The organism is Cognatazoarcus halotolerans (assembly GCF_009800965.1).
In the GTDB taxonomy this organism is placed as follows: Bacteria; Pseudomonadota; Gammaproteobacteria; order Burkholderiales; family Rhodocyclaceae; genus Cognatazoarcus; species Cognatazoarcus halotolerans.
Genome location: NZ_WUAF01000001.1, coordinates 37506 through 59942 on the forward strand (window position 1 = coordinate 37506; position 22437 = coordinate 59942).

Annotated in this window: 27 protein-coding genes; 17 read left to right on the plus strand and 10 right to left on the minus strand. The window is 65.5% G+C overall.

Going from position 1 to position 22437, the window contains the following annotated elements; all coding sequences use genetic code 11:
• Positions 1 to 10: 10 nt before the first annotated feature.
• Positions 11 to 199 carry a hypothetical protein gene (locus tag GQB03_RS00215; protein ID WP_159682567.1) on the minus strand — a complete coding sequence of 63 codons (189 nt, stop codon included), beginning with the start codon at positions 197 to 199 and terminating at the stop codon, positions 11 to 13.
• 423 nt (positions 200 to 622) lie between these two features.
• Between GQB03_RS00215 and GQB03_RS00220 the strand changes: the two genes are divergently transcribed.
• A complete protein-coding gene (locus GQB03_RS00220; protein WP_159682569.1) occupies positions 623 to 1432 on the plus strand; it encodes a TIGR01458 family HAD-type hydrolase in 810 nt (269 codons plus the stop codon).
• Positions 1433 to 1519: 87 nt separating this feature from the next.
• On the opposite strand, the gene GQB03_RS00225 is transcribed toward GQB03_RS00220, so the two are convergent.
• The 3 genes from GQB03_RS00225 to GQB03_RS00235 all read right to left on the minus strand — a co-directional run bounded on the left by GQB03_RS00225 (position 1520) and on the right by GQB03_RS00235 (position 4646).
• Positions 1520 to 2158 carry a hypothetical protein gene (locus GQB03_RS00225; RefSeq protein WP_159682572.1) on the minus strand — a complete coding sequence of 213 codons (639 nt, stop codon included), beginning with the start codon at positions 2156 to 2158 and terminating at the stop codon, positions 1520 to 1522.
• Positions 2159 to 2605: 447 nt separating this feature from the next.
• A complete protein-coding gene (locus tag GQB03_RS00230) occupies positions 2606 to 4126 on the minus strand; it encodes an RNA-directed DNA polymerase (RefSeq protein WP_159682573.1) in 1521 nt (506 codons plus the stop codon).
• Between the two features lie 187 nt (positions 4127 to 4313).
• Positions 4314 to 4646: a transposase gene (locus GQB03_RS00235; protein WP_159682575.1), complete on the minus strand. Its 333-nt coding sequence runs from the start codon at positions 4644 to 4646 to the stop codon at positions 4314 to 4316.
• A gap of 398 nt (positions 4647 to 5044) precedes the next feature.
• Here GQB03_RS00235 and GQB03_RS00240 point away from each other — a divergent pair, with 398 nt between their 5' ends.
• Entirely contained in the window at positions 5045 to 5419 is a 375-nt protein-coding gene (locus GQB03_RS00240; RefSeq protein ID WP_159682578.1) for a hypothetical protein, read from the plus strand.
• A 219-nt stretch (positions 5420 to 5638) separates the two neighbouring features.
• Here the strand turns inward: GQB03_RS00240 and GQB03_RS00245 are convergent, their stop codons facing one another.
• The 5 genes from GQB03_RS00245 to GQB03_RS00265 form a co-directional block, all read right to left on the minus strand.
• Positions 5639 to 6595 (minus strand): hypothetical protein, encoded by a 957-nt coding sequence (locus GQB03_RS00245; protein ID WP_159682580.1) that lies wholly within the window; start codon positions 6593 to 6595, stop codon positions 5639 to 5641.
• Positions 6596 to 6839: 244 nt separating this feature from the next.
• Positions 6840 to 7439: a hypothetical protein gene (locus GQB03_RS00250; RefSeq protein WP_159682584.1), complete on the minus strand. Its 600-nt coding sequence runs from the start codon at positions 7437 to 7439 to the stop codon at positions 6840 to 6842.
• Entirely contained in the window at positions 7436 to 7810 is a 375-nt protein-coding gene (locus GQB03_RS00255; protein WP_200832052.1) for a hypothetical protein, read from the minus strand. Before GQB03_RS00255 ends, GQB03_RS00250 begins: the two co-directional genes overlap by 4 nt.
• Complete coding sequence (locus GQB03_RS00260; protein WP_159682590.1) at positions 7807 to 8286, minus strand: hypothetical protein; 480 nt, start codon at positions 8284 to 8286, stop codon at positions 7807 to 7809. The genes GQB03_RS00255 and GQB03_RS00260 overlap by 4 nt, the downstream gene beginning before the upstream one ends.
• A gap of 216 nt (positions 8287 to 8502) precedes the next feature.
• On the minus strand, positions 8503 to 10215 hold the full coding sequence (locus GQB03_RS00265) for a hypothetical protein (protein WP_159682593.1): 1713 nt from the start codon (positions 10213 to 10215) through the stop codon (positions 8503 to 8505).
• Positions 10216 to 11948: 1733 nt separating this feature from the next.
• Between GQB03_RS00265 and GQB03_RS00270 the strand changes: the two genes are divergently transcribed.
• From GQB03_RS00270 to GQB03_RS00280, 3 genes are read left to right on the plus strand one after another with little or no spacing between them, the layout of a single operon-like run.
• A complete protein-coding gene (locus tag GQB03_RS00270; RefSeq protein WP_159682597.1) occupies positions 11949 to 12275 on the plus strand; it encodes a (2Fe-2S) ferredoxin domain-containing protein in 327 nt (108 codons plus the stop codon).
• 11 nt (positions 12276 to 12286) lie between these two features.
• Complete coding sequence (locus tag GQB03_RS00275) at positions 12287 to 12553, plus strand: nitrogen fixation protein NifZ (protein ID WP_159682602.1); 267 nt, start codon at positions 12287 to 12289, stop codon at positions 12551 to 12553.
• Positions 12554 to 12556: 3 nt separating this feature from the next.
• Complete coding sequence (locus tag GQB03_RS00280) at positions 12557 to 13102, plus strand: flavodoxin (RefSeq protein ID WP_159682604.1); 546 nt, start codon at positions 12557 to 12559, stop codon at positions 13100 to 13102.
• 20 nt (positions 13103 to 13122) lie between these two features.
• On the opposite strand, the gene GQB03_RS00285 is transcribed toward GQB03_RS00280, so the two are convergent.
• A complete protein-coding gene (locus GQB03_RS00285) occupies positions 13123 to 13563 on the minus strand; it encodes a TOBE domain-containing protein (protein ID WP_159682606.1) in 441 nt (146 codons plus the stop codon).
• A gap of 208 nt (positions 13564 to 13771) precedes the next feature.
• Between GQB03_RS00285 and GQB03_RS00290 the strand changes: the two genes are divergently transcribed.
• From GQB03_RS00290 to GQB03_RS00345, 12 genes are all read left to right on the plus strand, one after another.
• The gene (locus tag GQB03_RS00290) at positions 13772 to 14590 is read left to right on the plus strand and encodes a TOBE domain-containing protein (protein WP_159682608.1); all 819 of its coding nucleotides are present in this window, start codon (positions 13772 to 13774) and stop codon (positions 14588 to 14590) included.
• A gap of 14 nt (positions 14591 to 14604) precedes the next feature.
• Positions 14605 to 15369 carry a molybdate ABC transporter substrate-binding protein gene (gene modA / locus GQB03_RS00295; RefSeq protein ID WP_159682610.1) on the plus strand — a complete coding sequence of 255 codons (765 nt, stop codon included), beginning with the start codon at positions 14605 to 14607 and terminating at the stop codon, positions 15367 to 15369.
• Complete coding sequence (locus tag GQB03_RS00300) at positions 15356 to 15754, plus strand: hypothetical protein (RefSeq protein WP_159682612.1); 399 nt, start codon at positions 15356 to 15358, stop codon at positions 15752 to 15754. Before modA ends, GQB03_RS00300 begins: the two co-directional genes overlap by 14 nt.
• A gap of 8 nt (positions 15755 to 15762) precedes the next feature.
• On the plus strand, positions 15763 to 16287 hold the full coding sequence (locus tag GQB03_RS00305; RefSeq protein ID WP_159682613.1) for a beta/alpha barrel domain-containing protein: 525 nt from the start codon (positions 15763 to 15765) through the stop codon (positions 16285 to 16287).
• An 11-nt stretch (positions 16288 to 16298) separates the two neighbouring features.
• A complete protein-coding gene (locus GQB03_RS00310) occupies positions 16299 to 16691 on the plus strand; it encodes a NifB/NifX family molybdenum-iron cluster-binding protein (RefSeq protein ID WP_159682616.1) in 393 nt (130 codons plus the stop codon).
• Between the two features lie 12 nt (positions 16692 to 16703).
• Positions 16704 to 17390 carry a molybdate ABC transporter permease subunit gene (gene modB / locus GQB03_RS00315; RefSeq protein ID WP_159682620.1) on the plus strand — a complete coding sequence of 229 codons (687 nt, stop codon included), beginning with the start codon at positions 16704 to 16706 and terminating at the stop codon, positions 17388 to 17390.
• Entirely contained in the window at positions 17387 to 18475 is a 1089-nt protein-coding gene (gene modC, locus GQB03_RS00320) for a molybdenum ABC transporter ATP-binding protein (protein WP_159682624.1), read from the plus strand. Before modB ends, modC begins: the two co-directional genes overlap by 4 nt.
• Before the next feature lie 156 nt (positions 18476 to 18631).
• Positions 18632 to 20143, plus strand: coding sequence for a nitrogenase cofactor biosynthesis protein NifB (gene nifB / locus GQB03_RS00325; protein WP_159682627.1), 1512 nt, complete (start codon positions 18632 to 18634; stop codon positions 20141 to 20143).
• Positions 20143 to 20343: a hypothetical protein gene (locus tag GQB03_RS00330; RefSeq protein WP_159682630.1), complete on the plus strand. Its 201-nt coding sequence runs from the start codon at positions 20143 to 20145 to the stop codon at positions 20341 to 20343. Before nifB ends, GQB03_RS00330 begins: the two co-directional genes overlap by 1 nt.
• Before the next feature lie 17 nt (positions 20344 to 20360).
• On the plus strand, positions 20361 to 20651 hold the full coding sequence (locus GQB03_RS00335) for a 4Fe-4S binding protein (RefSeq protein WP_159682634.1): 291 nt from the start codon (positions 20361 to 20363) through the stop codon (positions 20649 to 20651).
• Positions 20651 to 21124: an ArsC/Spx/MgsR family protein gene (locus tag GQB03_RS00340; RefSeq protein WP_159682637.1), complete on the plus strand. Its 474-nt coding sequence runs from the start codon at positions 20651 to 20653 to the stop codon at positions 21122 to 21124. Before GQB03_RS00335 ends, GQB03_RS00340 begins: the two co-directional genes overlap by 1 nt.
• Entirely contained in the window at positions 21102 to 22376 is a 1275-nt protein-coding gene (locus GQB03_RS00345; protein WP_159682640.1) for an FprA family A-type flavoprotein, read from the plus strand. Before GQB03_RS00340 ends, GQB03_RS00345 begins: the two co-directional genes overlap by 23 nt.
• Positions 22377 to 22437: the final 61 nt, after the last annotated feature.

The window sequence follows — 22437 nt, forward strand, 5'->3', positions numbered from 1 at the left end:
ATGCGATGCCTCAGGCACGCTCGTCGGAGGACTCTGCCGTGGCCTGACCGGTCTCGCCATCCTTTTCAAGGGCAGCCTTCCGCTCACGTTCCACCACCGCCTGCCACTGCGCTTCGCTCAGGCCATGGCTGCCATCGCAGTACTCCCGGCGCCCGCAGCCGCATTTGCCGATGTCTTCCGGAGATTGCTGAACGCGCATCTTCCGCTCCAAAATAGCGCGATTATCGTTCAAAGCGGCCCGCAGGTCGCCCCGCCTCCGCCCTCCCGCCTTCCTCCGCAAACCGTTGCCGCGGCTTCGACCTCGCCACGAATGCCCGCTGCGCGCCACCGACGGGCCCGTCGCAATCGACGTTGAGGAAATTGCCGGAATGCACCGCGAAAGTGCGTCCGAACGCTTCGGCCGCAATGCGGAAGCCAGCCGGACATGTTTCACGCGTCATGCGGTACCGCATCGAGCCGTCGAGAATACGGAATGCGGGCGGATACGTCGGCAGCGGCCGGCACCTCCCCTGCCGGGTCCGCCGCGAGGCATGTATCTTGCTCAAAGATCCGCTGAGTACGGGAGCGCTTCGGCACACTTCGCGCCCCCGGGCGGAATCCGGAACAGCAAGCGGAGGCGCACATGAACTTGCCGGACAAACCCCAGGCCGTCCTGATCGACCTCGCCGGCGTGCTGCACGTTGGCGACGAGGCGATCCCCGGCGCGGTTGCGGCGCTCGCCAGGCTGCGTGCCAGCGGCCTGCCGCTGCGCTTCCTGACCAACACCACCCGCTCGCCACGCCGGGCCATCGTCGACCTGCTGCAAGGCCTCGGCTTTGCACTCGACGCTGCCGAAGTCCACACCGCCGCCCTCGCCACCCGCCAGATCGTGGCGGAACGCGGCCTGCGCGCGCATTACCTGATCCACCCCGACATCGAAGCCGAGATGGGCCCCTCCGACCCCGACCCCGACGTGGTGGTACTCGGCGACGCCGGCCCGCACTTCAGCTTCGATGCGCTCAACACCGCCTTCCGTCTGCTCATGCAGGGCCTGCCGCTGATCGCGATGGCGCGCAACCGCTACTTCAAGGAAAGCGACGGCCTGACCCTCGACCTCGGCACCTTCGTCGCCGCGCTCGAGTATGCCGCCGGCACGCAGGCCGAAGTCGTCGGCAAGCCCGCCAGCCCCTTCTTCCTCAGCACCCTGCACGACCTCGGCCTTGCGCCGGCCGACGCGGTGCTGATCGGCGACGACCTTCACGACGACATCGGCGGCGCCCAGCGGGCAGGAATCCCCGGCATCCTGGTAAGAACCGGCAAGTTCCGCGCCGGCGACGACAGCAACCCGGACGTGCGACCGGCGCTGGTGGTGGACGACTTTGCTGCCGCAGTCGGGGTCATCCTGGGGGGATTGAGCACGCCTTGCCGGCGCAAACGCCCCGGCCTTGCATGACTCAGCAGAGGAACAGCGACGCGGGCAAGCGCCGGCCCGGCCACGCCGCCCGCAACGATGCTCGCCCACGAGTGCCCGGATGAAGATTCATCGGTCCGAGGCAACCTGAGGGTAGCGCCACCAGATGCCGCCAAGCCACCCGGCGTAGCTGCCGATCATGCTCCGCTCGATGCCGACCCGGGCAGTACGGTAATTCACGGTCAGCGAGCCGTCCGCACCTCTGGACAGCAGAACGACAGCCGCGTCGCTTGGGTGGAACGCATAAGGCACAGCAAAGCCTGGCCTCCGCGAACCATCGATCCCCAGCGCGGCGCCCTGCTCCAGCTTCAGGCACTGATACATCGCATCGGCGCCTTCGACCGTGCCGCCCCACCAGTGCTTCCACTTGAACCGAAGCTCGGCAGTGCCGCCGGCCTCGTTGCGGAACTGAACATGGAGCCAGTTCCCCTCCGACCTGAGCGTGGCCGTTGTTGCGCCGGGCAGCGCGGGCCAGGACTTGTCTCTCCCATACATATCACCCAGGCCGCCCGGCCCGAGTACCTCATCGAGCGTCGGAAAACTCCCCAACCCCGCCGGATGAGCCTGTGTCGCGCGAGTTTGATATGTGCCGGACAAATCCGGACAACCGTCCGCGAGAACGCCCTCTGCGCTTTTTCCCCAGTCTTCCGGATAGTCGATGCGATCGAAGTAGACGCAACTTGAAAGCACCAATGCGACGGGGGCCATCAGCACCACCCGCCACGCGGAGCTTGAGAAAGATATTGGCCTGACGAATCGGCTCGCCCCTCGCGCCGCCAGGCCTGGATCAAGGTGCTGGCGCATGGCGCGAGGGGCCGAGCTGGTTGAGCGACAAATCTGGAACCCCCGTTTGTAGCGGCGCCTTCACCATCGCCGCCTGCCCAATTCACCGTTTCTTCTCACTACTTGCGCCGAAACTGATCGCTCATCATGGCAAACCGGGTCGTACCCACGCGACAGAACACCGATAACACTTCCGGCTCTCCAGCAGCCGCCTGTAACGATTGGCGCTTCGCGGGCAGATTCGATGTCGGCACGGGTCACTCAGAACCCACCACAGATGCCGGATATACGACTGCAGGTGATTCATCCCGAAACGTCAAAAACACGATCCGTCTTGATTTACGAGGGAGTCCATATACGACCGATTAGGCGTCACGCCGTCTCCAGCACCCACTTCGCCACCCATCTGTCCAGAACGACAGGTGAGTTGTTAATGAACAGTTTCAGCCAGTGTTCACGTTCATCGCTCGGTAGGACTCTCGATGCATTCAGTATCGCCCGGCGCGCCCAGCCGCCCAAGTTGTAGACGCCTGCTTTGTGGCTCCTCACCCAAGCGATGTTCTTGGTTGCTATGGCCGCAAGCGCCTGGTTTTCAATGTTAGGTCCACCGAACACAAGCCTGTGAAGCGTGGGCGTACCCATGTAAGTTGCGTGCTGCGCGACATACCACTCCATCCAGAAGCGAACCAGCTGACTGTCTAGTGCGGTCGAATCGACAATGCCCTCGAGATGCGGAAGAAGCACTGTCGCTATTTCTTCGTCCGTCACTTCGTGGAGGTAAAGCGCAACGTCGTTCACCACCGGGACAAAAAAATCGAAATTCTCGAGTAGGTGCCCGGCTATAGCCGAGATTTTGTGTCGCCTGGCCGTACGAATAACGCTGCGGGCCAGCCCCAAGTCTAGGTGCTCGTATGCAAGAACCCTCTCGATCGCGGCCCGCAGTTGTACGTTCTCAATTTCCTCGTCGTCAATCTCAACCTCAACTTCCTCGATATCGTCGGTGTACGGGTTAAACACCTCTAAAGTTTCGAGAAGCGTGATCTTCTCTTCGGCGTATGTGTTGTGCAAATGCTCCTTGACGTAGGTTTCCGAGTCCATAACCAACGTCTTGTCAGAGGAGAGGGTCAGTCGGTGATTCTCATACAGGTATAAGGTGAGCCGCTCCAGCACCTGCAGCAACTGACGCGGCGAGTTGGAGAAGATGCGAAAGTCATCTACATACCGGGTATGAGGGACGCCTTGATCGCGCAAGAAGACGTCCACGTCGATTAGCACTGCCTCTGCCATCACGATGCTGGCAGCCGGGCCTACTGGAACCCCTTGAGACGCCCTTTCGTTCAGCATCGACAGGAACGTCTCGATGTCGTCAGCGGTCGGCTTGAGAGCAGGGTCTGCTGCCTCAATTCCGTTATTCAGACGGTGGAGGTAGATCTGGTTGTAGAAGTCGGTGATGTCCGTTACCAGGACTTGTGAGAACTTTGCGGCAAGTTCCTCGGTCTTGTTGGTGAAGTTCGTCCAGCCCGAGCCACCTGCGAAGTAGCTGCCGTCCGCAATATGAAAGCGGTACGAGCAGGCAATGTGCATTTCGATAGGCATTCGCGCGGCCTCGACGCCTGCAGCCACGTGACACGCGAGAGCCGAGTAGACCAGCGCGTCCAGCGGTTCCAGCTGATGCACGACCCGAAACCCTGCCTTGGGCTTCGCGATCGTCATAGCTCGAGGAGATGTGACCCAGAGCTTGTTTACGTTCTTGGACGTCAGTTCCTTCTTCACTTCGTCCCATTGGTGCCACAAGGCTCCGAATTCTGGCGGTTTGGGGAAGAAGTCCGAGTCGTAAAATTTCTCGATGTGCTCTCGAGCGAACTCCAGCGCTTGAACAGTGAGGATAGTCATAGACCGGTGAAATGACGTCTAACGACGCTGTAGAAAAACCCGTTTCCGGGTCAAGTTGACGCCACCGGCCACGACCGGCTTTATCGAGAATTCCATCCTTCAGCGTCTCCGTTGTCGCACCGTCATATGCATTTCCTTGGCGCTATCTGACGGGGTTGGTGCGCCGTTCGACTCTGTTCCCGCCAATCTATCCCGCATACCCGTGATACGCCAGCTTTTCGACGTTGTGCCCCATGTAGTAGAGCTCCCACTGCCCATCGACCTTGCCCTTTCCGCGTAGCGTAAAGCGAGTCAGCAGCTTGTTGTGCCTCAGGTTGCCGAACACCTGTGCGACCGTGGCAAAGCGCGCCGCGATCAAGCGCTTTCCTTCTTCTAAGTCGATCCGGCGTTTCATCCGGTCGGTATAGCTCTCGGTGCCGCTCCGCTTGGCCATTAAGAAGGCGACGTGGCGCGCCTTTGTTGTATCGGGTTTCCTCGGACACTGGCCACGTAACGCACACGGCAAGCAGTCACGTACCACCTTGCAGAATCTGCTTGCCTTGCGCCCGCCGATCGTGCAGTCCGATCCATTGGAATGCAGCCGCTTGCGGGCCGAGCCGATGCAGTGGCTGTGATTGTCCGCGAGGCTGAAATCCTGCGGGCGGAAACATTTGGTCTTGCTCTCTTTCTTCGATGAGACCGTCCCGCGATCCTGTCTGCTTCAGGACGGGGCTTGTATTCGCTCGCACGACTGGGCCGCACCGCACAGCGCGAGACGCGCCGGGTGCATTTGCGTTAGCTCGGTACCGAATCTATACCGAAGAGTCGAGCCATCAATCGGCGAAGGGACGGGATCATTTTCGTGATGGCGATCCGCCTGCGCGGAATCCTCCGCGGCCTGTCCCGGATTGGGCACATCGGCTCGAAGAGGAGGGCGTCATGTGGAAATGCAAAACTGGCCTGGCTCCGGTTGCTGCAGCATTTTGTGCAACCGTGTTGTTCCTTCCATCCACCGTACAGGCTGGCCCGTCGGGTTCTGACGAAGCCTTCAACCAGATGCTCGGGACCATGATGAGTTCGCGGGACACCGGTTCAGGGTGGTTCGACTCGTACGTCGAGACGCTGAATCAGGAACTTGCCTACAAACAGCACAGCGAACCGTATGGTGCTGCCGGCCCCAATGGGCCGCTGGACGGTTTCGACGGCTATCTGGCGGGTTTCAGGCTTCCCGATACCGGATCGCGCTGGATGAATGGCTATGTTGATGCGGTGAATCGCGTGATCCAGGAAAAGCAGAGATACGAGGCGTATTAGCGCGACGTCTTGATTGGCGCGAGCCTTGGGTGGCCTCTGCCGCGCGAGCCGTTGTCGGCGGAGCGTCGCTTCTCGATGAGGCGCTCGTGCGGGCTCTGGCGAGCGCGGACGCCCCTGAGGTTCGTGCGCTCCACGTCAAGGTGGTCGGAGGTATCGGGGGGCGCTAGTGAGGACCGCCGCGGTGGCGAATTGCTCGTCAGCCCGTTGCGATCACCGCTGTCAGTCCCCGCCCGGGCCGAGAACGGCATTGTCGTGCGGAGCGGCCTGATTCTGCGTACCCCCCGTCTTAGCGCCCTCGCCGGTATCCAAGGATGCCCCGGCGACGTTCTCAAGACCGAAGCGGGCGAACACCCGCGCCGGCAGCGCTTTGTCGGGGGAGGCTGCATACCAGTCGGCCAGATACGCGGCGAACGGTTTCGCGCTACTGGCCGCATTCGGGTTCAGATAGGCGATCGCCCTCCAGTATTCGGGATGTTCTTCAAAGAGCGGCAGCAGTTGGCCGGCGACGATCTCGTTCTTTTCCCTCATGTAGGGGTTGTGCCGTAAGGAATCGGAGTTCTCCGAATACCATTCGCTCAGCGAGCGGTGGCCCAGTTGGCGATGTGGCTCTTGAACGAGTTTTTCGGCGTAGGCAGCAAACGTGTCACCGTAGCCGATCCAGTTGCGTGTCGGCGGAAGCGTCCGCCACCTCACCGCGAGCCGCATCAGGGTATAGAGCGAGGCGGTCTCGCACAATGCCTCCTCAAACCACTGATTGGCGCTCCCGTGATCGTCATCGACGCGCAGCTTGCGGTCGAAGTTCGATGCAACGTGACACAGCTCGTGGGCAAACTGGTACGCATACTGAAACCACCGCTCGTCGCGCGCGGTCAACAGGATCTGGTATTCACCGCTGACGCCCCGATCGTAAAGTACCCGGGGCGCCCCGCTACGGGGCATGACCCTGAACTTCAGATCCTTTTCCACGCCGACGCTGCCGGCCAGGAATTCTTTCGCGACTGATTCAAGTACGAGCTGCACGTCGCGGGGGTCGACATCGCCCCAATCGCCTGGCGCCACTTCCACCGTGATCGCATGAACCTTCTCTCTCATCACACCGAGCGGATCGAGCGCGTCGAAGCCGGCGTGGCCCGACTGCGGTATCGATATGGAAGTCGCCACCATCAACATGGCCATCCGCGTCCGCCGGCGCGAGCTACGACGCGACATCACGGTCTCCGTATCCAACGTAGACGGGCATGGTCAATCAGGGCACCTCGCAACAAGCGGATCACCCGGTCGGGCCTTCAAACATCACTCCACTCCTCTCTATTTAGTCGCATCCAACAGCGACCGCAAGACGCGGCGGCGGCCGCGGCTGCAATGCCGCAGCCCCTCGCCGGTCGGGTGAGCGACGGCCCCTCGCCGCGCGCTCTTGCGCTCAGCGCGACGGCAAATGCCCATCCGGGGCGAGCGACGGAAAGGGTGCGTCAGGCAGCGCCCCGACCGGCGCATCCGGCCCTGTTTCCAGACGCAGGATGCGCCGCTGATGGGCTTCGCCGGCGACGTCCTCGACATAGGTGACACGCACCATCAGCCCATCCCGGAAGGCCACCGGGGGCAGCTGCGCATTGGTGAAGGCCGGCTCCACTGCACCGGGGCTCCAGATGAAGGACGTCGTGCCGACGGTGATGGTCTCCCAGGTGCGGTAGCGGCGACCGATGTCCTTCTTCGGGTTGGTGATGTCCTCACGCCAAACCTGATGGGCACTCACCGGCCCTTCCACACTCAACACCTCGCCGCTCGCCAGCATCCGCGCAAGCCGCCCCTGGTCCCAGGTGTTCATGCCGTAGCCGAGTCCGGCGACGAGCACACCGAAGATCGCCACCACGGTGGGCGTGCCTCGCCCCCTTTTGGCAGCGCGGGCACGCAGGTAGAGGACGAGGGCAAGGAGCAGCGCGCCAAGCCCGACGTAGAGAAAGGGCAGGAATGAACTCCCGTCACCGGAGCCGTCGATCTGGTAAACCGTCTGCCAGTTCATGGCGCGTCCTCTCCGTCCGCCGCGAATTCGTCGAGACGATAGCGGCCGTCATCGCCCTTGCGGAAATAGAAGGCCAGCGGCGGGCAGAACACGACCTGCGCGTCGTCCTCGACGAGCGGCCGCGCCGCGGCGAGGCAGCGCCGTACCGGCGCATCGAACAGGACCGGCATGATACGGGTGAAAGCGGCGCGGTCGTGGGGCTTGCCTTCGTAGAGAAAGGGAAGCCGGGTCAGATCGGCCAGACCAGCCGCATCCCCGGTTGCCACGGCGGCGCGAAAGCGCGGCAGGAAGGCCTCGAAGGCAGGGTCGGCCAAGGCCCCGCCTGACAGGAGCAGGCTGGCGAGCAAGGCGACGCCGAAACGGCCGATCACTCCGGCTCCGCGGAACATGCAGGGGCTTCGGCGTTATCGATGCACAGCCGCGGCCAGGTCGCGAGGCGCAGGGCCGTCAGCGGCGAGTCGGCCACGCCCTCGCAGCCGGGGGCGTCGAAGGGTGCGGAGCATGTCGCCGACGCTGCACCGCCGCCGCGTCCGTCATAAGCTTCGGCCGCGGTGAGCCGCCCCTCGAGGAAGTACAGTCGCATCAGTCGCGGCAGCGAGCCCGGCCCCTGCACCACCCACAGCGTCTTACAGCCGCTGTAGTTGTCCGGAAGCGCGGCGTTTCGCGGATACACCAGCAAGAAGCCGCCCGGCGTGACGTAAGCGCCCGCATCCGGCGGAGGTGCATCAACGCCGCAACCCGGCGCAGCCGACGGAATCGAGCCTGGCACACCACCGGCGCGTACCCCGCTGGAGAGCAACAGGCTCGCGAGCACGGCAAAGCGGATCAGCGTTCCATGAAAGCACATCGACGACTCCGTTTACTCGGCACCCGGGTCACACCACGCGCCCCGTGTTCGCCACGGAATTTGACCCGCCAGCGGTGGAAAGTAAAGACACCCGACAACGCGTCCCGCGCCCCATCCATCACGGGCCGCGGACACCCTCGCGCCGCCCAACCGGACGGCCCCAGGTGTACTCCTGCCAGGAGCGCTCGCGGCGTTCAGCCCCCGACCGGACGAGCCTTACTGCTTGGGACTTCCGTCGCAATTGACCGTCTCGTCGCCATCGACCGCGGTCGTCGCGTAGTTCAGCCCCACAAAATCGGCCCCGACGCCGTATCCCGGCGTGAGAGTGAAGCCCTGGAATTCGTCGTGCGAGTTCGGATCGTTCTTGTCCGGATAGCTGAACCACAGGCCGAGCGCAATGCCGGGCCCCTTGCCGAAGGGGTTCTTCTTGAGCAAGGCCGCGCCGAGATCGTCCAGGCCGAAGGTCCAACCCCACACGTCGCCGCCGATCTTGTTGTTCTGGCACACCCAGAATCCGACGTTCACGCCACCGCTCGCGGCCATGCCCGGCCCCCAGTCATAGCCGGCCGCACCGTAGGCATACACTGGACGGCGCCCGGCCCAGTCGATCGCGGCACCGGCTTCGGCACTGCCGCCGATGACCAGGATCTTGGTCGACACCACCGCGCCGACTGTCAGCGTTCGCGGGAAACTTCCAGTTGGCTGCGCGCTGCCGCCTTCACCTTCGCCTTCACCTTCGCCTTCGGCCTTGCGCACCGAACTCGCGATCCGCACGGGATCGCCAGCCTGCAGCTCTCTCGCCACCCCCTGATCGCGGCTGATGAGCGCAGCCACGTCGAGATTGGAAAGAATGGTGTCGCGCATCTCTTCGAGCTTTGCCCGCGCGATCGCCTCGCGGCGCGCATCCTGCGGCAGCTTGTCGGCGGTGCACCTGTTATCCGCAACAAGCCATTCGCCCCACATGCCGAGCGGCCCCTTGTTCACGCAGCGCGCCGGCGTCGTGGTGGCGCCGGCCACCGTCGCCGCCTTGGCGTGGCAGGCGGCGTTCCAGTCTTCGCGGCCCGCAATATCCCACAGGCGTGCGTAGTATTTGCGAACGTTCAGCGCGGCGCACTCGCCACGCACCACGCCGGCCGTACCGAGCTCGTTGCCCCAGAAGGGGCACGAATCGTCCCGGACGTGGAACTCGCCCCAGACGCCGCCCACGCCCAGATTCTTGCATCGCGTCGGCGCCACGAATCGCTGGCCATTCACCGTCGCAGCGGTTTTCTGGCAGGTGCGCAGCGGATCGGCACCGGCCTCCCAGAGGCGCGACGACCACTGCCGGTAGCCGCTGCGCACGCACTGATCTTTCTTGAAATCGCCCCAGCGCGCGGCGCAGGACGAATGATTCGAGTACTTCCACTCACCCCAGACGCCATCCGGTGCGCGGTTGACGCAAACAGACGGCACTTTTCCGTCGCTCAGTGCGCTGACCCCACTTGCCTTGGTGCGGGAACAGATGCCGACCCAGTCGGTACCCGGCTGCAAACCCCACAGGCGGGCATATTCGACGCGCACACCGTTCTCGCATTTGTCACCGACATTGGACCAGCTGAGGCTCGGCGCAGGCGGGGGCTGCACCTGGCAGGACGGATGATTGGAGAACTTCCATTCACCCCACACGCTGGAATCGACATGCTGCACACAGGTGGACGGGACCTTGCCGTCCGCCCTGGCGCTGACACCGGCCGCTTTGGTTCTCCTGCAGATGCCGACCCAGTCGGTCAGCGGCGCCAGCCCCCACAGCCGGGCGTAGTCGACCCGCTGGGTGCCATTGCACTTGCTGCCCTGGTCTCCCCAGCGCAGCGCCGCGTCGGCATCGGCGACATGGACAAGCACCCCAAAGACAAAGCCGCACACCATGATGCGGCGGATGAATCCGGACATGAGACCTCCTTGTCGGTGACGTGTTGCGACGCACTGCGGGCGCGGTCAACCCAGCATCGCGGCGGGCCGTGCCGAAAACCATGCCTCTGGCCAGCGCGGCGTGACATCGCGGAGTGACCACCACTGTTTCCATAACCACGCGCGGGCGAGTTGCGCGTCATGCGGGTTCCGGGGACTCACCACCCTCTATAAAGCCAGCGTGAGGGCCAACCGCTCCGCAAGCCGCATCCCACCCACGCGAAGCCACATGCTGCGGCAATATGAAATGGATGACCAGAGGAAATGATGGCTTAAGTGGGTGAAGAGGCAAGGGCTCCATCTTGCTGGCATCGGCCCGGCGCATCCAGCAGTTCACGCAATCGGGAACTCAAGTCCCGGCCAATCACCGCCAGTCAGCGGCACACATCGCAGAAAACGGTAAAAACAAAAACCCTGGGCCCCGGCATTCGCCGGGGTGACGAATCAAAGAACACGCGCTCAGCCAATCAAAAGGCTCGTCACAGCGATACCGCAGCAACCACCGGCAAAGGCGAAGCCGAGCCACCAGCCCCTCCCCTTCTGCACCGCCGAGCGCAGGCCGTGGCCGGCGGGAATTGTCGCGTCGCTGTTTGAGCCCGCAGGGCGAGTTTCGACGCGACCCGCCGGACGCGGCCGGAGCGAGAGAACCGGCGTAGCCGGCGGTGCGGCAGGGGGCGCTTCTTTGGTGACTTTCTGGTCGCCACAAGAAAGTCACTCGCCCGCCGGGGCGAGTCCCGGCCAATCACCGCCAATCGGCACCACACACTCCGGAAAACGGTAAGAGCAAAAACCCTGGACCCCAGCATTCGCCGGGGCGACAAATCAAAGAACACGCGCCCAGCCAATCAAAAGGCTCGTCACAGCGATACCGCAGCAACCACCGGCAAAGGCGAAGCCGAGCCACCAGCCCCCTCCCCTTCTGCACCGCCGAGCGCAGGCCGCGACCGGCGGGAATTGTCGCGTCGCTGTTTGAGCCCGCAGGGCGAGTTTCGACGCGACCCGGCGGACGCGGCCGGAGCGAGGGAACCGGCGAAGCCGGCGGTGCGGCAGGGGGCGCTTCTTTGGTGACTTTCTTGTCGCCACAAGAAAGTCACTCGCCCGCCGGGGCGAGTCCCGGCCAATCACCGCCAATCGGCACCACACACTTCGGAAAACGGTAAGAGCAAAAACCCTGGACCCCGGCCTTCGCCGGGGCGACGAATCAGAGAACACGCACCCAGCCAATCAAAAGGCTCATCACAGCGATACCGCAACGACCATCGGCAATGGCGCAGCCGAGCCGGCAACCCCTTCCCCTTCTGCACCGCCGAGCGCAGGCCGTGGCCGGCGGGAATTGTCGCGTCGCTGTTTGAGCCCGCAGGGCGAGTTTCGACGCGACCCGCCGGACGCGACCGAAGCGAGGTAACCGGCGTAGCCGGCGGTGCGGCAGGGGGCGCTTCTTTGGTGACTTTCTGGTCGCCACAAGAAAGTCACTCGCCTGCCGGGGCGAGTCCCGGCCAATCACCGCCAATCGGCGGCACACACCGGAAGACATCGAAGAGCGAAACCCTGGGCCCCGGCGTTCGCCGGGGCGACGAAGCAGGAACCGTATGTCCAGCCAGGCAGCAATCTTGTCACAAACCCGACAATCCACCAGAGCTTAAGCAACTGATTCATAACACCTTCCTCCATGGCACTCCCCTTGCTTTGCCCAAGGCATCAATAAGGAGCTCGCCATGCCCAAACCCAAGAAACACGTCCTCGTCTGCGTCCAGGGCCGTCCGGCCGGACATCCTCGCGGCTCTTGCCAGGACAAGGCCTGCGGCCCGGTGTGGCAGGCTTTTTCGGATGAGTTCGCCGCCCGCAAGCTGTGGGAGTCGGGCCTGCAGTTGACCAACACCGGCTGTCTTGGCCCCTGCCAGGCCGGGCCGAGCGTGCTGGTGTATCCGGAGGGGCTGATGTACGTCGGCGTCACGCCTGCGGACGTAAGCGCCATCATCGACGAGCACCTGCTCGGTGACCGCCCGGTCGAGCGGCTGCTGGCGCCGGCCGAGCTCTGGTAGGGGGAGCCGAGATGAACGTCAAACAGTACGAGATCGGCGAGATGGTGTTCGCCGCTGAGCCCATCTTCAACGATGGCGGCATGCCCGGCTTCGACGAAGAGGCGGTGATTGCGCCGGCCGGCGCGCGCGGGGTGGTGGTGCATTTCGGCCACGCCCAGCTCGACCCCGAGCAGGAAATCTACCTGGTGCGCTTCGAGACCGGGCCGGATGGCACCCTGGGCAATCCAGTGGGCTGCCTGCCGGAAGAGCTGACCCAGACCACCCCGGCCGACGCCTAGGTCATGGCCAGGATCGGCATCTTCTTCGGCACGGAAACAGGTCGCACCCGGCTGGTGGCCAAGCAGATCGGCCGAAAACTGGCTGCGCAGTGGGGCGTTGAGACCAATGCGCCGCTGAATATCGGCCGCGCCACGGTGGATCAGCTGCTGGCCTGCGATGCGCTCATCGTCGGCACGCCGACGCTGGGTGACGGCGAGCTACCGGGTGCGTCGGTCGGGCTGGATCAACCGAGTTGGGAAGAGTTCCTGCCCGGTCTCGAGGGTATCGACCTGGCCGGCAAGCCGGTGGCGATCTTCGGGCTCGGCGACCAGGTCAAGTACCCGGACGAGTTCGTCGATGCGATCGGCCTGCTGCACGATGCGCTGCTGCTTCGCGGCGCGCGGCTGGTGGGGCGGTGGCCGGTGGCGGGCTACGCCTTCAATGCCTCGAAGGCGGTCGAGGACGGGCATTTCCTCGGCCTCGCGCTCGACCAGGTGAACCAGCCGCTGCTTACCGAAGCGCGCCTTGACCAGTGGCTGGCGCAGATCCGCCCGGAGCTGCTGCCATGACGGCGCCACAGGCCTCCTGATCAGGCCGGCACCCCGAGGATCACATGACTGGCCTTGATCAAGGCGGTGGCCTGCACGCCGGGCTTGAGCCCGAGTTCGAGTACCGCTTCGCGGGTGAGCACAGCCTGCACCAGACTGCCACCGGGAAGGCGCAGCGAGACTTCGCAATTGACCGCGCCGTGGTCCACCGCTTCGACCACCCCGGCGAGCTGGTTGCGGGCGGAGAAGCGGATCTGCTGCCCGTCGCCATCCACCCCGGTGAGCATCATCACCCACGGTGCCTTGACGAAGGCAATCACCGGCTTGCCGATCGCGAGTCCGAGTTCTTCCGCGCTGTTGCGGGTCACCACGGCGACCAGGCTGTCGCCGCCGGCGGTGAGCACCACCACCTCGGTATTCACCTCACCTCCGGTGAGCTTGCTGACCGTCCCTTCAAAGACATTGCGTGCACTGACTTTCATGATGCGCTCCTGCGGTGTTGATTGAGCTGGCCCGATTTTCGCTATATCTGCTACAACATAACGAATGTTCCGACCCGTGCCGCATTCTGTCGAGCAACGCTATTCACAAGCAACCATAGCGCAGAATCGGCAAATGACGATTTCAGGGTTTACGAAGAACCAGGACTACGTTATGTATCTGACAATACAGCGTAGGGGAAACGACAAAATGAAAGAAACCGCACAGCGCTTGCTCGGACGACTCGAGGTCGATACCGAGTTCGGCAGTTTTCTCGGCGACACCCGGGTACGCCTGCTCGAGGCGGTGGAGAAACATGGCTCGATCTCTCAGGCTGCGCGCGCCGTACCCCTCTCGTACAAGGCCGCGTGGGATGCCATCGACGCGATGAACAACCTCGCTGAACAGCCGCTGGTGATCCGCTCCACCGGCGGGCGCAACGGCGGCGGCACACGGCTCACCGAACATGGTCGCCGCACCGTCGCGCTATACCGCGCGCTCGAAGCCGAATACCAGGGCGCACTGGCAACCCTTGCCGAGGGCTTGAGCGAGGGCGCGGCCGAAGACCTTGCCCAGTTCCGCCAGTTGCTCAAGCGCATGTCGATGAAGAGCAGCGCCCGCAACCAGTTCGCCGGCACGGTGGTGGCGCTGCGCGAAGGGCAGGTCGATTTCGAGGTGCGCCTTAGGCTGGATCCGCAGCATGAGATCGCCGCGGTGATCACCCGCGATTCGGCGGAGTCGCTCGGCATTGCCATCGGCAGCGAGCTCACCGCGCTGGTCAAGTCGTCCTCGGTGCTGGTGCTCGCCGACCCGCAGTTGCGCATCAGCGCGCGCAACCAGCTGTGGGGCGAGGTCAGCCGCATCCACCGCGGCCCGGTCAATGCCGAAGTCTCGATCGCCCTGCCCGGTGGGCGCGCCGTCTGCGCGGTGATCACCCAGGACAGCGTCGACAGGCTGGCGCTCACCGTGGGCAGCCCCGCCTGCGCCGCCTTCAAGGCCTCGTCCGTCATCCTGTGCCAATACCTCTGAACCCGGAGCCCGTCATGATCCGTAAGCTTTCGACTTCCCTTGCCGCGCTGGCCACCGTATTCGGCGTATGCGCGACGCCCGCCCGTGCCGCCGAGGTACACGTCGCGGTAGCGGCCAACTTCACCGCGCCCATGCAGAAGATTGCTGCGGCCTTTGCTGCCGACAGCGGTCACCAGGCCGTGCTGGCCTTCGGCGCCACCGGCAAGCTGTATGCGCAGATTGCCAACGGCGCCCCGTTCGAGGTCTTCCTTTCTGCCGACGACGAGACCCCGGCGCGCCTCACCCGCGAGGGCCTCGCCGATCCGGCTAGCCGCTTCACCTATGCGATCGGCAAGCTGGTGCTGTGGTCACCCGAGCCCGGTCTGGTCGATGACAAGGGCGCGGTGCTCAGGAACGGCAGCTTCCGTCACCTCGCCGTTGCCAATCCGCGCACCGCGCCATACGGTGCGGCGGCAATGAGTGTCCTGGAAAAACTCGGCGCCCTGCCCACCGTAAGCTCGCGGCTGGTACAGGGCGAAAACATCACCCAGACCTTCCAGTTCGTATCCACCGGCAACGCCGAGCTGGGCTTTGTCGCCGCCTCGCAGCTGGTCAAGGACGGCCAGCCGCTGGGCGGCTCGCGCTGGGAGGTCCCCGCCGCGCTCTACGAGCCGATCCGCCAGGACGCAGTGCTGCTGGGCAAGGGCGCCGGCAACCCGGCTGCCGCGGCGCTGATCGCCTATCTCAGGAGTGACAAGGCGCGCGCCATGATCCGGAGCTACGGCTATGAACTGCCTTGAACACAGCACGGCTGTCGGCCACCGGCAGTTATCGGGCGACGACGCCTGCGAGCCTGAGTGGCGCACCCACCTGCCGACGCAGTGGCGGGAATGCGTGGTTACGCCGCTGGAGCTGAACGTGCATCGGGAGTACGAAATCCCCGCCTCGCGCATGCTCGGCCGCGACGAGGATGGCGTGCTGTGCTTCTACGGTCACGACTATGCGCTGGCCCGCAGCCGCTCGGACGACGACGAGGAGTTCTACCGGGTGCTCGAGCACGGTGAGACGGTGCGCGCCTGGCGGCTGCGCGACGGGCGCTGGCTGCGTTACCGCATCGAGTTCCGCGACGACGACAGCGCCGCGGCACGCGGCTGCTACACGCTGGCCGATTTCCCGCCTCGATGAGACCTGCAATGAATCCCTACACCCTCCCCGATGCCGAGCTCGAACGGCTGCTGCTTGACGATGCGCCCTGCGGCGATGCCACCACCTTCGCACTCGGCATCGGCGAGCGCCCGGGTCGGTTGGTGATGCGCGCCCGCTACGACATGACCGTGTGCGGTAGCGAAGAGGCCGTGCGCATGGGCGAGCACCGCGCCTTCCTGCCCGGCGAGGTGCCCGCCGATACGGTACGGCGGCTGCGCAGGCAATGGCCGGAGCGGCCGGTGGTGGTGGAGGTCTCCGGCGAGGCGGAAGCGATGCGCTGGATCGAGGCCGGCGCCGATGTGATCCAGCTCGAAAAGATGCCGCTCGAAGCGCTCGCCCGTCTGCGCGCCAGCCTGCCCGAGCGCCCCGGCCGGCCACGCCTCGCTGCCGCCGGCGGCATCACGCCCGCCAACGCGCATGCCCATGCCGCGGCCGGCGCCGACCTGCTGGTGACCAGCGCGCCCTACTTCGCCCCGCCACGTGACGTGGCGGAAAGCCTCACGCCCGACTGAAGGACCCAATCATGAAGATCGCCATCGCCACCAGGGATTTCACCACCGTCAGCGGCCACGTCGGCAACGCCAGCCAGTGGCTGCTCTACGAGCTCGGCGAGCACCATTCCAGCCAGCTGCTGCCGGCGCCGCAGCGCATCGAGCTCACCCGCGACCAGCACTTTCACGTCTTCGAGGACGACCGCCCGCATCCGCTCGACGGGGTGGACATCATCGTTGCAGCCAGCGCCGGCGACGGCTTCATCCGCCACATGAAGAAACGCCGCACTGAAGTGCTGCTGACCGGCGAGAGCGACCCCACCCTGGCGCTGACCCGCATCATGGCCGGCGAAGCCCTGCACGATCCGCGCTTCGACGCCAGCACCGTGCTGTGTAAAGTACGCGATCTGTTCTCCCGCTTCTGACCCGGAACCCGCATGACCGACGCCGCCACCGCCCAGGACCTCGCCGCCGTCTGGCTGACGCTCAAGCTGGCCAGCGTGGTCACCATGCTGCTGCTGATCATCGGCACGCCGATCGCCTGGTGGCTGGCGCGCACCCGCTCGCGACTCAAGGGCGTGGTCGGCGCCATCGTCGCGCTGCCGCTGGTGCTGCCGCCCACCGTCATCGGCTTCTACCTGCTCATCACCATGGGCCCGCACGGGCCGGTCGGCCGACTCACCGAAGCGCTGGGCCTGGGCGTGCTGCCCTTCACCTTCGGCGGCCTGGTGGTGGCCTCGGTGTTCTATTCGCTGCCCTTCGTGGTGCAGCCGATCCAGAACGCCTTCGAGGCCATCGGCGAGCGCCCGCTGGAGGTCGCCTCCACGCTGCGTGCCGGGCCCTGGGACACGTTCTGGTCAGTGGCGGTGCCGCTGGCGCGGCCCGGTTTCCTGTCCGGCGCGATCCTCGGCTTCGCACACACCGTCGGCGAATTCGGCGTGGTGCTGATGATCGGCGGCAACATCCCGGAAAAGACGCGAGTCGTCTCAGTGCAGATCTACGACCACGTCGAAGCGCTCGAATACACCCAGGCGCACTGGCTCGCCGGCGGCATGGTACTGTTCAGCTTCGCGGTGCTGCTGACCCTGTACACCCTCAACCCGAGCCAGCGAGCACGCACATGAGCGCCGCCGACAGCCGCATCCGCGCGCGGCTCAGGATCGCCCGCGCCGACTTCAGCCTCGATGTCGATCTCGACCTGCCCGGCCATGGCATTACCGCGCTGTTCGGCCACTCCGGCTCGGGCAAGACCACCTGCCTGCGCGCCATCGCCGGGCTGGAGCGGGCCGCCGACGGCTACGTGGCGCTCGGCGACGAGATCTGGCAGGACGAATCGCGCGGCCTGTTCGTGCCACCGCACCGGCGGGCGCTCGGCGTGGTGTTCCAGGAAGCCAGCCTGTTCGCCCACCTGTCGGTGCGCCGTAACCTGGAATTCGGCCAGCGCCGCGCGCCGGCCGAGCAGCAGCACTTCTCGCTGCCCGAGGTAGCGGAGCTGCTCGGCATCGGCCACCTGCTCGAACGCGGTCCGGGAAGCCTCTCGGGCGGCGAGCGCCAGCGCGCCGCGATCGCCCGGGCCCTGCTCGCCGGGCCGCGCATCCTGCTCATGGACGAGCCGCTGGCCGCGCTCGACCTCAGGCGCAAGCGCGAGATCCTGCCCTATCTCGAGCGCCTGCATCGAGAGCTGTCGATCCCGGTGATCTACGTGAGCCACGCGCCCGACGAAGTCGCGCGCCTTGCCGACCACCTGGTGCTGCTCGACGCCGGCCGGGCCATCGCCAGCGGGCCGCTCAACAGCGTGCTGTCACGCATCGACCTGCCCGCCGCCTTCGCCGACGATGCCGGGGTCGTGCTCGACACCGTGATCGACGGCCACGAGGAAGACCACCTCAGCCGCCTGCGCTTCCCCGGCGGGCAGATCTGGGTATCGCAACGGCCGGAGCCGGTCGGCACCCCCTTGCGCTGCCGCATCCACGCCCGCAACGTGAGCCTCGCACTGATCCCCCAGCACCACACCTCGATCCTCAACTGCGTGTCGGCCACGGTGGTCGACCTCGCTGCGACCAGCACGCCGGGACAGCTGCTGGTGCGCCTCGACTGCGCCGGCGAGCCGCTGCTCGCGCGCATCACCGAACGCTCGGCGAAGCGCCTGGAGATCCGCCCCGGACTCGCGCTGCGGGCTCAGATCAAGTCGGTGGCGCTGCTCGACTGAGGGCTCGCAGGCGCATCGGGCGTGCCTGTAACGTTTGCGACAGAGACTCGACAAGGGCACCCCGACAAAAACCCAAGCATCTGTTTAATTTGATTTTTGTGCACTGGCACATCTGTTGCTGAGGGAATACCGACATCTCTTCACAGGAGCTGGATCGTGGACCTCCCAGTCATCAGCAATGCCCCCGTCGCCGCCGAAGGTGGTGGCTGCGCGTCCAGCGGCTGCGGCAGCGCACCGGATGCGCTCGCCCACCTCCCGGACGAGATCCGCGCCAAGGTGCAGGATCACCCGTGCTACTCCGAGGACGCCCACCACTACTTCGCCCGCATGCACGTGGCGGTGGCGCCGGCCTGCAACATCCAGTGCAACTACTGCAACCGCAAGTACGACTGCTCCAACGAATCGCGGCCGGGCGTGGTGTCCGAGCTGCTCACCCCCGACCAGGCCCTCAAGAAGATCAAGGCCGTCGCGGCGGAGATTCCGCAGATGACGGTGCTCGGCATCGCCGGACCCGGCGATCCCCTGGCCAACCCCGGTCGCACCTTCGAGACCTTCCGCATGCTCTCGGAGCAGACGCCGGACATCAAGCTCTGCGTGTCCACCAACGGGCTCAACCTGCCGCAGTACGCGGACGAGATCGCCAAGCACAACATCGACCATGTGACGATCACCATCAACTGCGTCGATCCGGAAATCGGCGCGAAGATCTATCCGTGGATCTACTGGAACAACAAGCGCATCCGCGGCGTGGAAGGCGCGAGGATCCTCATCGAGCAGCAGCAGAAGGGGCTGGAGGCGCTGACCTCGCGCGGCATCCTGGTCAAGGTCAACTCGGTGCTGATCCCGGGCGTCAATGACGAGCACCTCAAGGAGGTCTCCAAGATCGTCAAGGCCAAGGGCGCCTTCCTGCACAACGTCATGCCGCTCATCGCCGAAGCCGAGCACGGCACCTACTACGGCCTGATGGCGCAGCGCGGCCCCACCGACGAAGAGCTGCAGGCGCTGCAGGACGAGTGCGCCGGCGACATGTCGATGATGCGTCACTGCCGCCAGTGCCGCGCCGACGCGGTGGGCCTGCTGGGCGAGGACCGCGGTGACGAATTCACCATGGACAAGATCGATGTCATGGACGTCGACTACGAAGCGGCCATGGTGCGTCGCAAGGCGGTGCACGACGACATCATCAACAAGCTCGAGTCCGAGCGCGCAGCCAAGGCCGCCAAGGTGCCGGTGCACCTGTCCATCGCGGCCGACACGCGGCCGGTGCTGATGGCCGTTGCCGGCAAGAATGGCGTGGTCGCGGAACACTTCGGCCATGCCAGGGAGTTCCTGATCTACGAGGCCTCGCCGGAAGGCGTGCGCTTCATCAGCCACCGCAAGACCGAGCTCTACTGTGCCGGCCTGGACACCTGCGGCGACGGAGGTGTGGCAGCGGAAGACGAGCCCGAATCCGTGCTCGAGCGCAACATCCGCACCCTCTCGGGCTGCGAGGTGGTGCTGTGCTCGAAGATCGGTTTCGAGCCCTGGGGCATGCTCGAGGCGGCGGGCATCCAGCCCAACGGTGAGCACGCCATGGAGCCCATCGAGGATGCCGTGATGGCGGTGTACAAGGAAATGTACGACGCCGGCAAGCTCGCCGTACCCGGCCAGGCGCGCCAGGTGGCCTGATGGACGCGATGGTGACGGACATGCTCAGGCTCGCCAGTTTCGCCGCCGCCATGATGCTGCCGCTGCTGGTGCACGCGGGCAGCAACATCGCGCGGCCGCTGCGGCCCCGGCCCCTGACCGTCACCACCGCCATCTGCACCGCCAGTCACGCACGCCACCGCAACCCGGAGGGCAGCGGGCGCGCTGCCCGCCCCCACTGAATGCCGGAGAACACGCCATGGCACTGCAAATAACCGCCCAATGCGTCAATTGCTGGGCCTGCTACGACGTCTGCCCCAACGACGCGATCTACGAGGACAAGCCGCACTTCCTGATCGACGACGCCAAGTGCACCGAGTGCCTCGGCGATCACGCCGACCCACAGTGCGCGGCGATCTGCCCGATCGAATGCGCCATCATCGACGAGCTCGGCGAAGCCCTGAACCCGCCGGGCTCGCTCACCGGCATCCCGCTCGAGAAGCTCGCCGAGCTGGCGGCTCAGGGCCTGGTCACCACGGAACTGCCCTGATGGCCGAAGTGATCTTCTTCGAGAAGCCCGGCTGCCAGGGCAACGCCCGCCAGAAGCAGCTGCTGCAGGCCGCCGGGCACAGCGTGCAGGCACGCAGCCTGAAGGCCGAGCCGTGGACAGCCGAGCGCCTGCGCGGATTTTTCGGCAGCCTGCCGGTGGCGACCTGGTTCAATCGCAGCGCGCCGGCGGTCAAGTCCGGCCGCGTCGTGCCCGAAACGCTCGACGCCGATCAGGCCATGGCGCTGCTACTGGCCAATCCGCTGCTGATCCGCCGCCCGCTCATGGAAGTCGGCGAGGAGCGCATGGTCGGCTTCGACACCGCCGCGGTGGAGGCCTGGATCGGGCTTGGCACGGCCGTGCGGCCCGCCGGCGACCTCGAGGCCTGCGTGCATGGCCCCGAAGGCCACGGCCACTGTGCCGAACCGGCCGCAGATCAACAGGAAGACAGCCATGCGTGCAGCGGGACTGTCTGAAAAAGCCGTTGCGATCGCACCGGGTATCCACTGGGTGGGCGCCCTCGATCCGCATCTGCGCAGTTTCGACATCATCCTCAGGACCGCCAACGGCACCACCTACAACGCCTATGTGGTCAGGGGCAGCGAAGGTGTGGCGGTGATCGACACCGTCAAGGAGAACTTCTCGGACGACTTCTTCCGCCGGCTCGAATCGGTGGCCGGCTACGACGAGATCACCACCATCGTGCTCAACCACCTCGAGCCGGACCATAGCGGGGCGCTGCCCGAGCTGCTGCGCCGCGCGCCGCAGGCGCGGGTGTACCTGTCGAGCCGCGCGCAGATGATGCTCAAGGCCCTGCTCAAGCCCAGCGGCGGCGGCGCGCCCGACTACACGCCGGTGACCACCGGCGACGAGGTGGACCTCGGCGGCCGCACCCTGCACTTCCTGCACACGCCCTACCTGCACTGGCCCGACACCCAGTGCACCTACGTGGTCGAAGAGGGTGTGCTGTTCTCCGGCGACGTGTTCGGCTGCCACTTCTGCGGTGCGCGCCTGTTCAACGACAGCGTGGGCGACTTCCGCTTCTCCTTCGAGTACTACTACGCGCACATCATGCGGCCCTTCCGCGAGCACATTCTCGATGCGGTGAGCCTGATCGAGCCGCTCGAGCTGGCGACGATCGCCCCCGCGCACGGGCCGATCCTGCGCCACCTGCCGCGCGAATACCTGCACCGCTACCGCGAGCTCGCCACGCCGCGGCTCTACAACGAGGCACGCAGCGAGAAGACCCTGGTGATCTTCTATCTCTCGGCGTACGGCAACACCCGCGCTATGGCCGAGGCGATTGCCGCCGGCGCCGAGCGCATCGGCGGCGTGCGCGTCTCGCTCTACGACCTGGAAGGCGGCGACGCGGAGATCTTCACCGATCTGGTGGAGGAAGCGGACGGCCTCGCCTTCGGCAGCCCCACCATCAACGCGGACGCGGTCAAGCCGATCTGGGACCTGCTCTCCTCGCTGACCAGCGTCAACATCAAGGGCAAGCTCGGCGTGGCCTTCGGTTCATACGGCTGGAGCGGCGAAGCGGTGCGGCTGATCGAGGACCGGCTGCGCGGCCTGAAGATGCGCGTGCCGGTCGAAGGCCTGCGCGTGAAGCTGGTGCCGGACCCGGGCGAGCTCGACGAGTGCGGCGCGCTCGGCGAGCAGATCGCCCGCCACCTCACCGGCCGCATCGAAGAGCGCGTCATCGACATGTCGGAGCTGGTCGGATGAGCGCCAAGCGCCCTGAAGCCAAGACACCACCCCGGGCGCAGCAGCCGCATCGCCGCGCCAT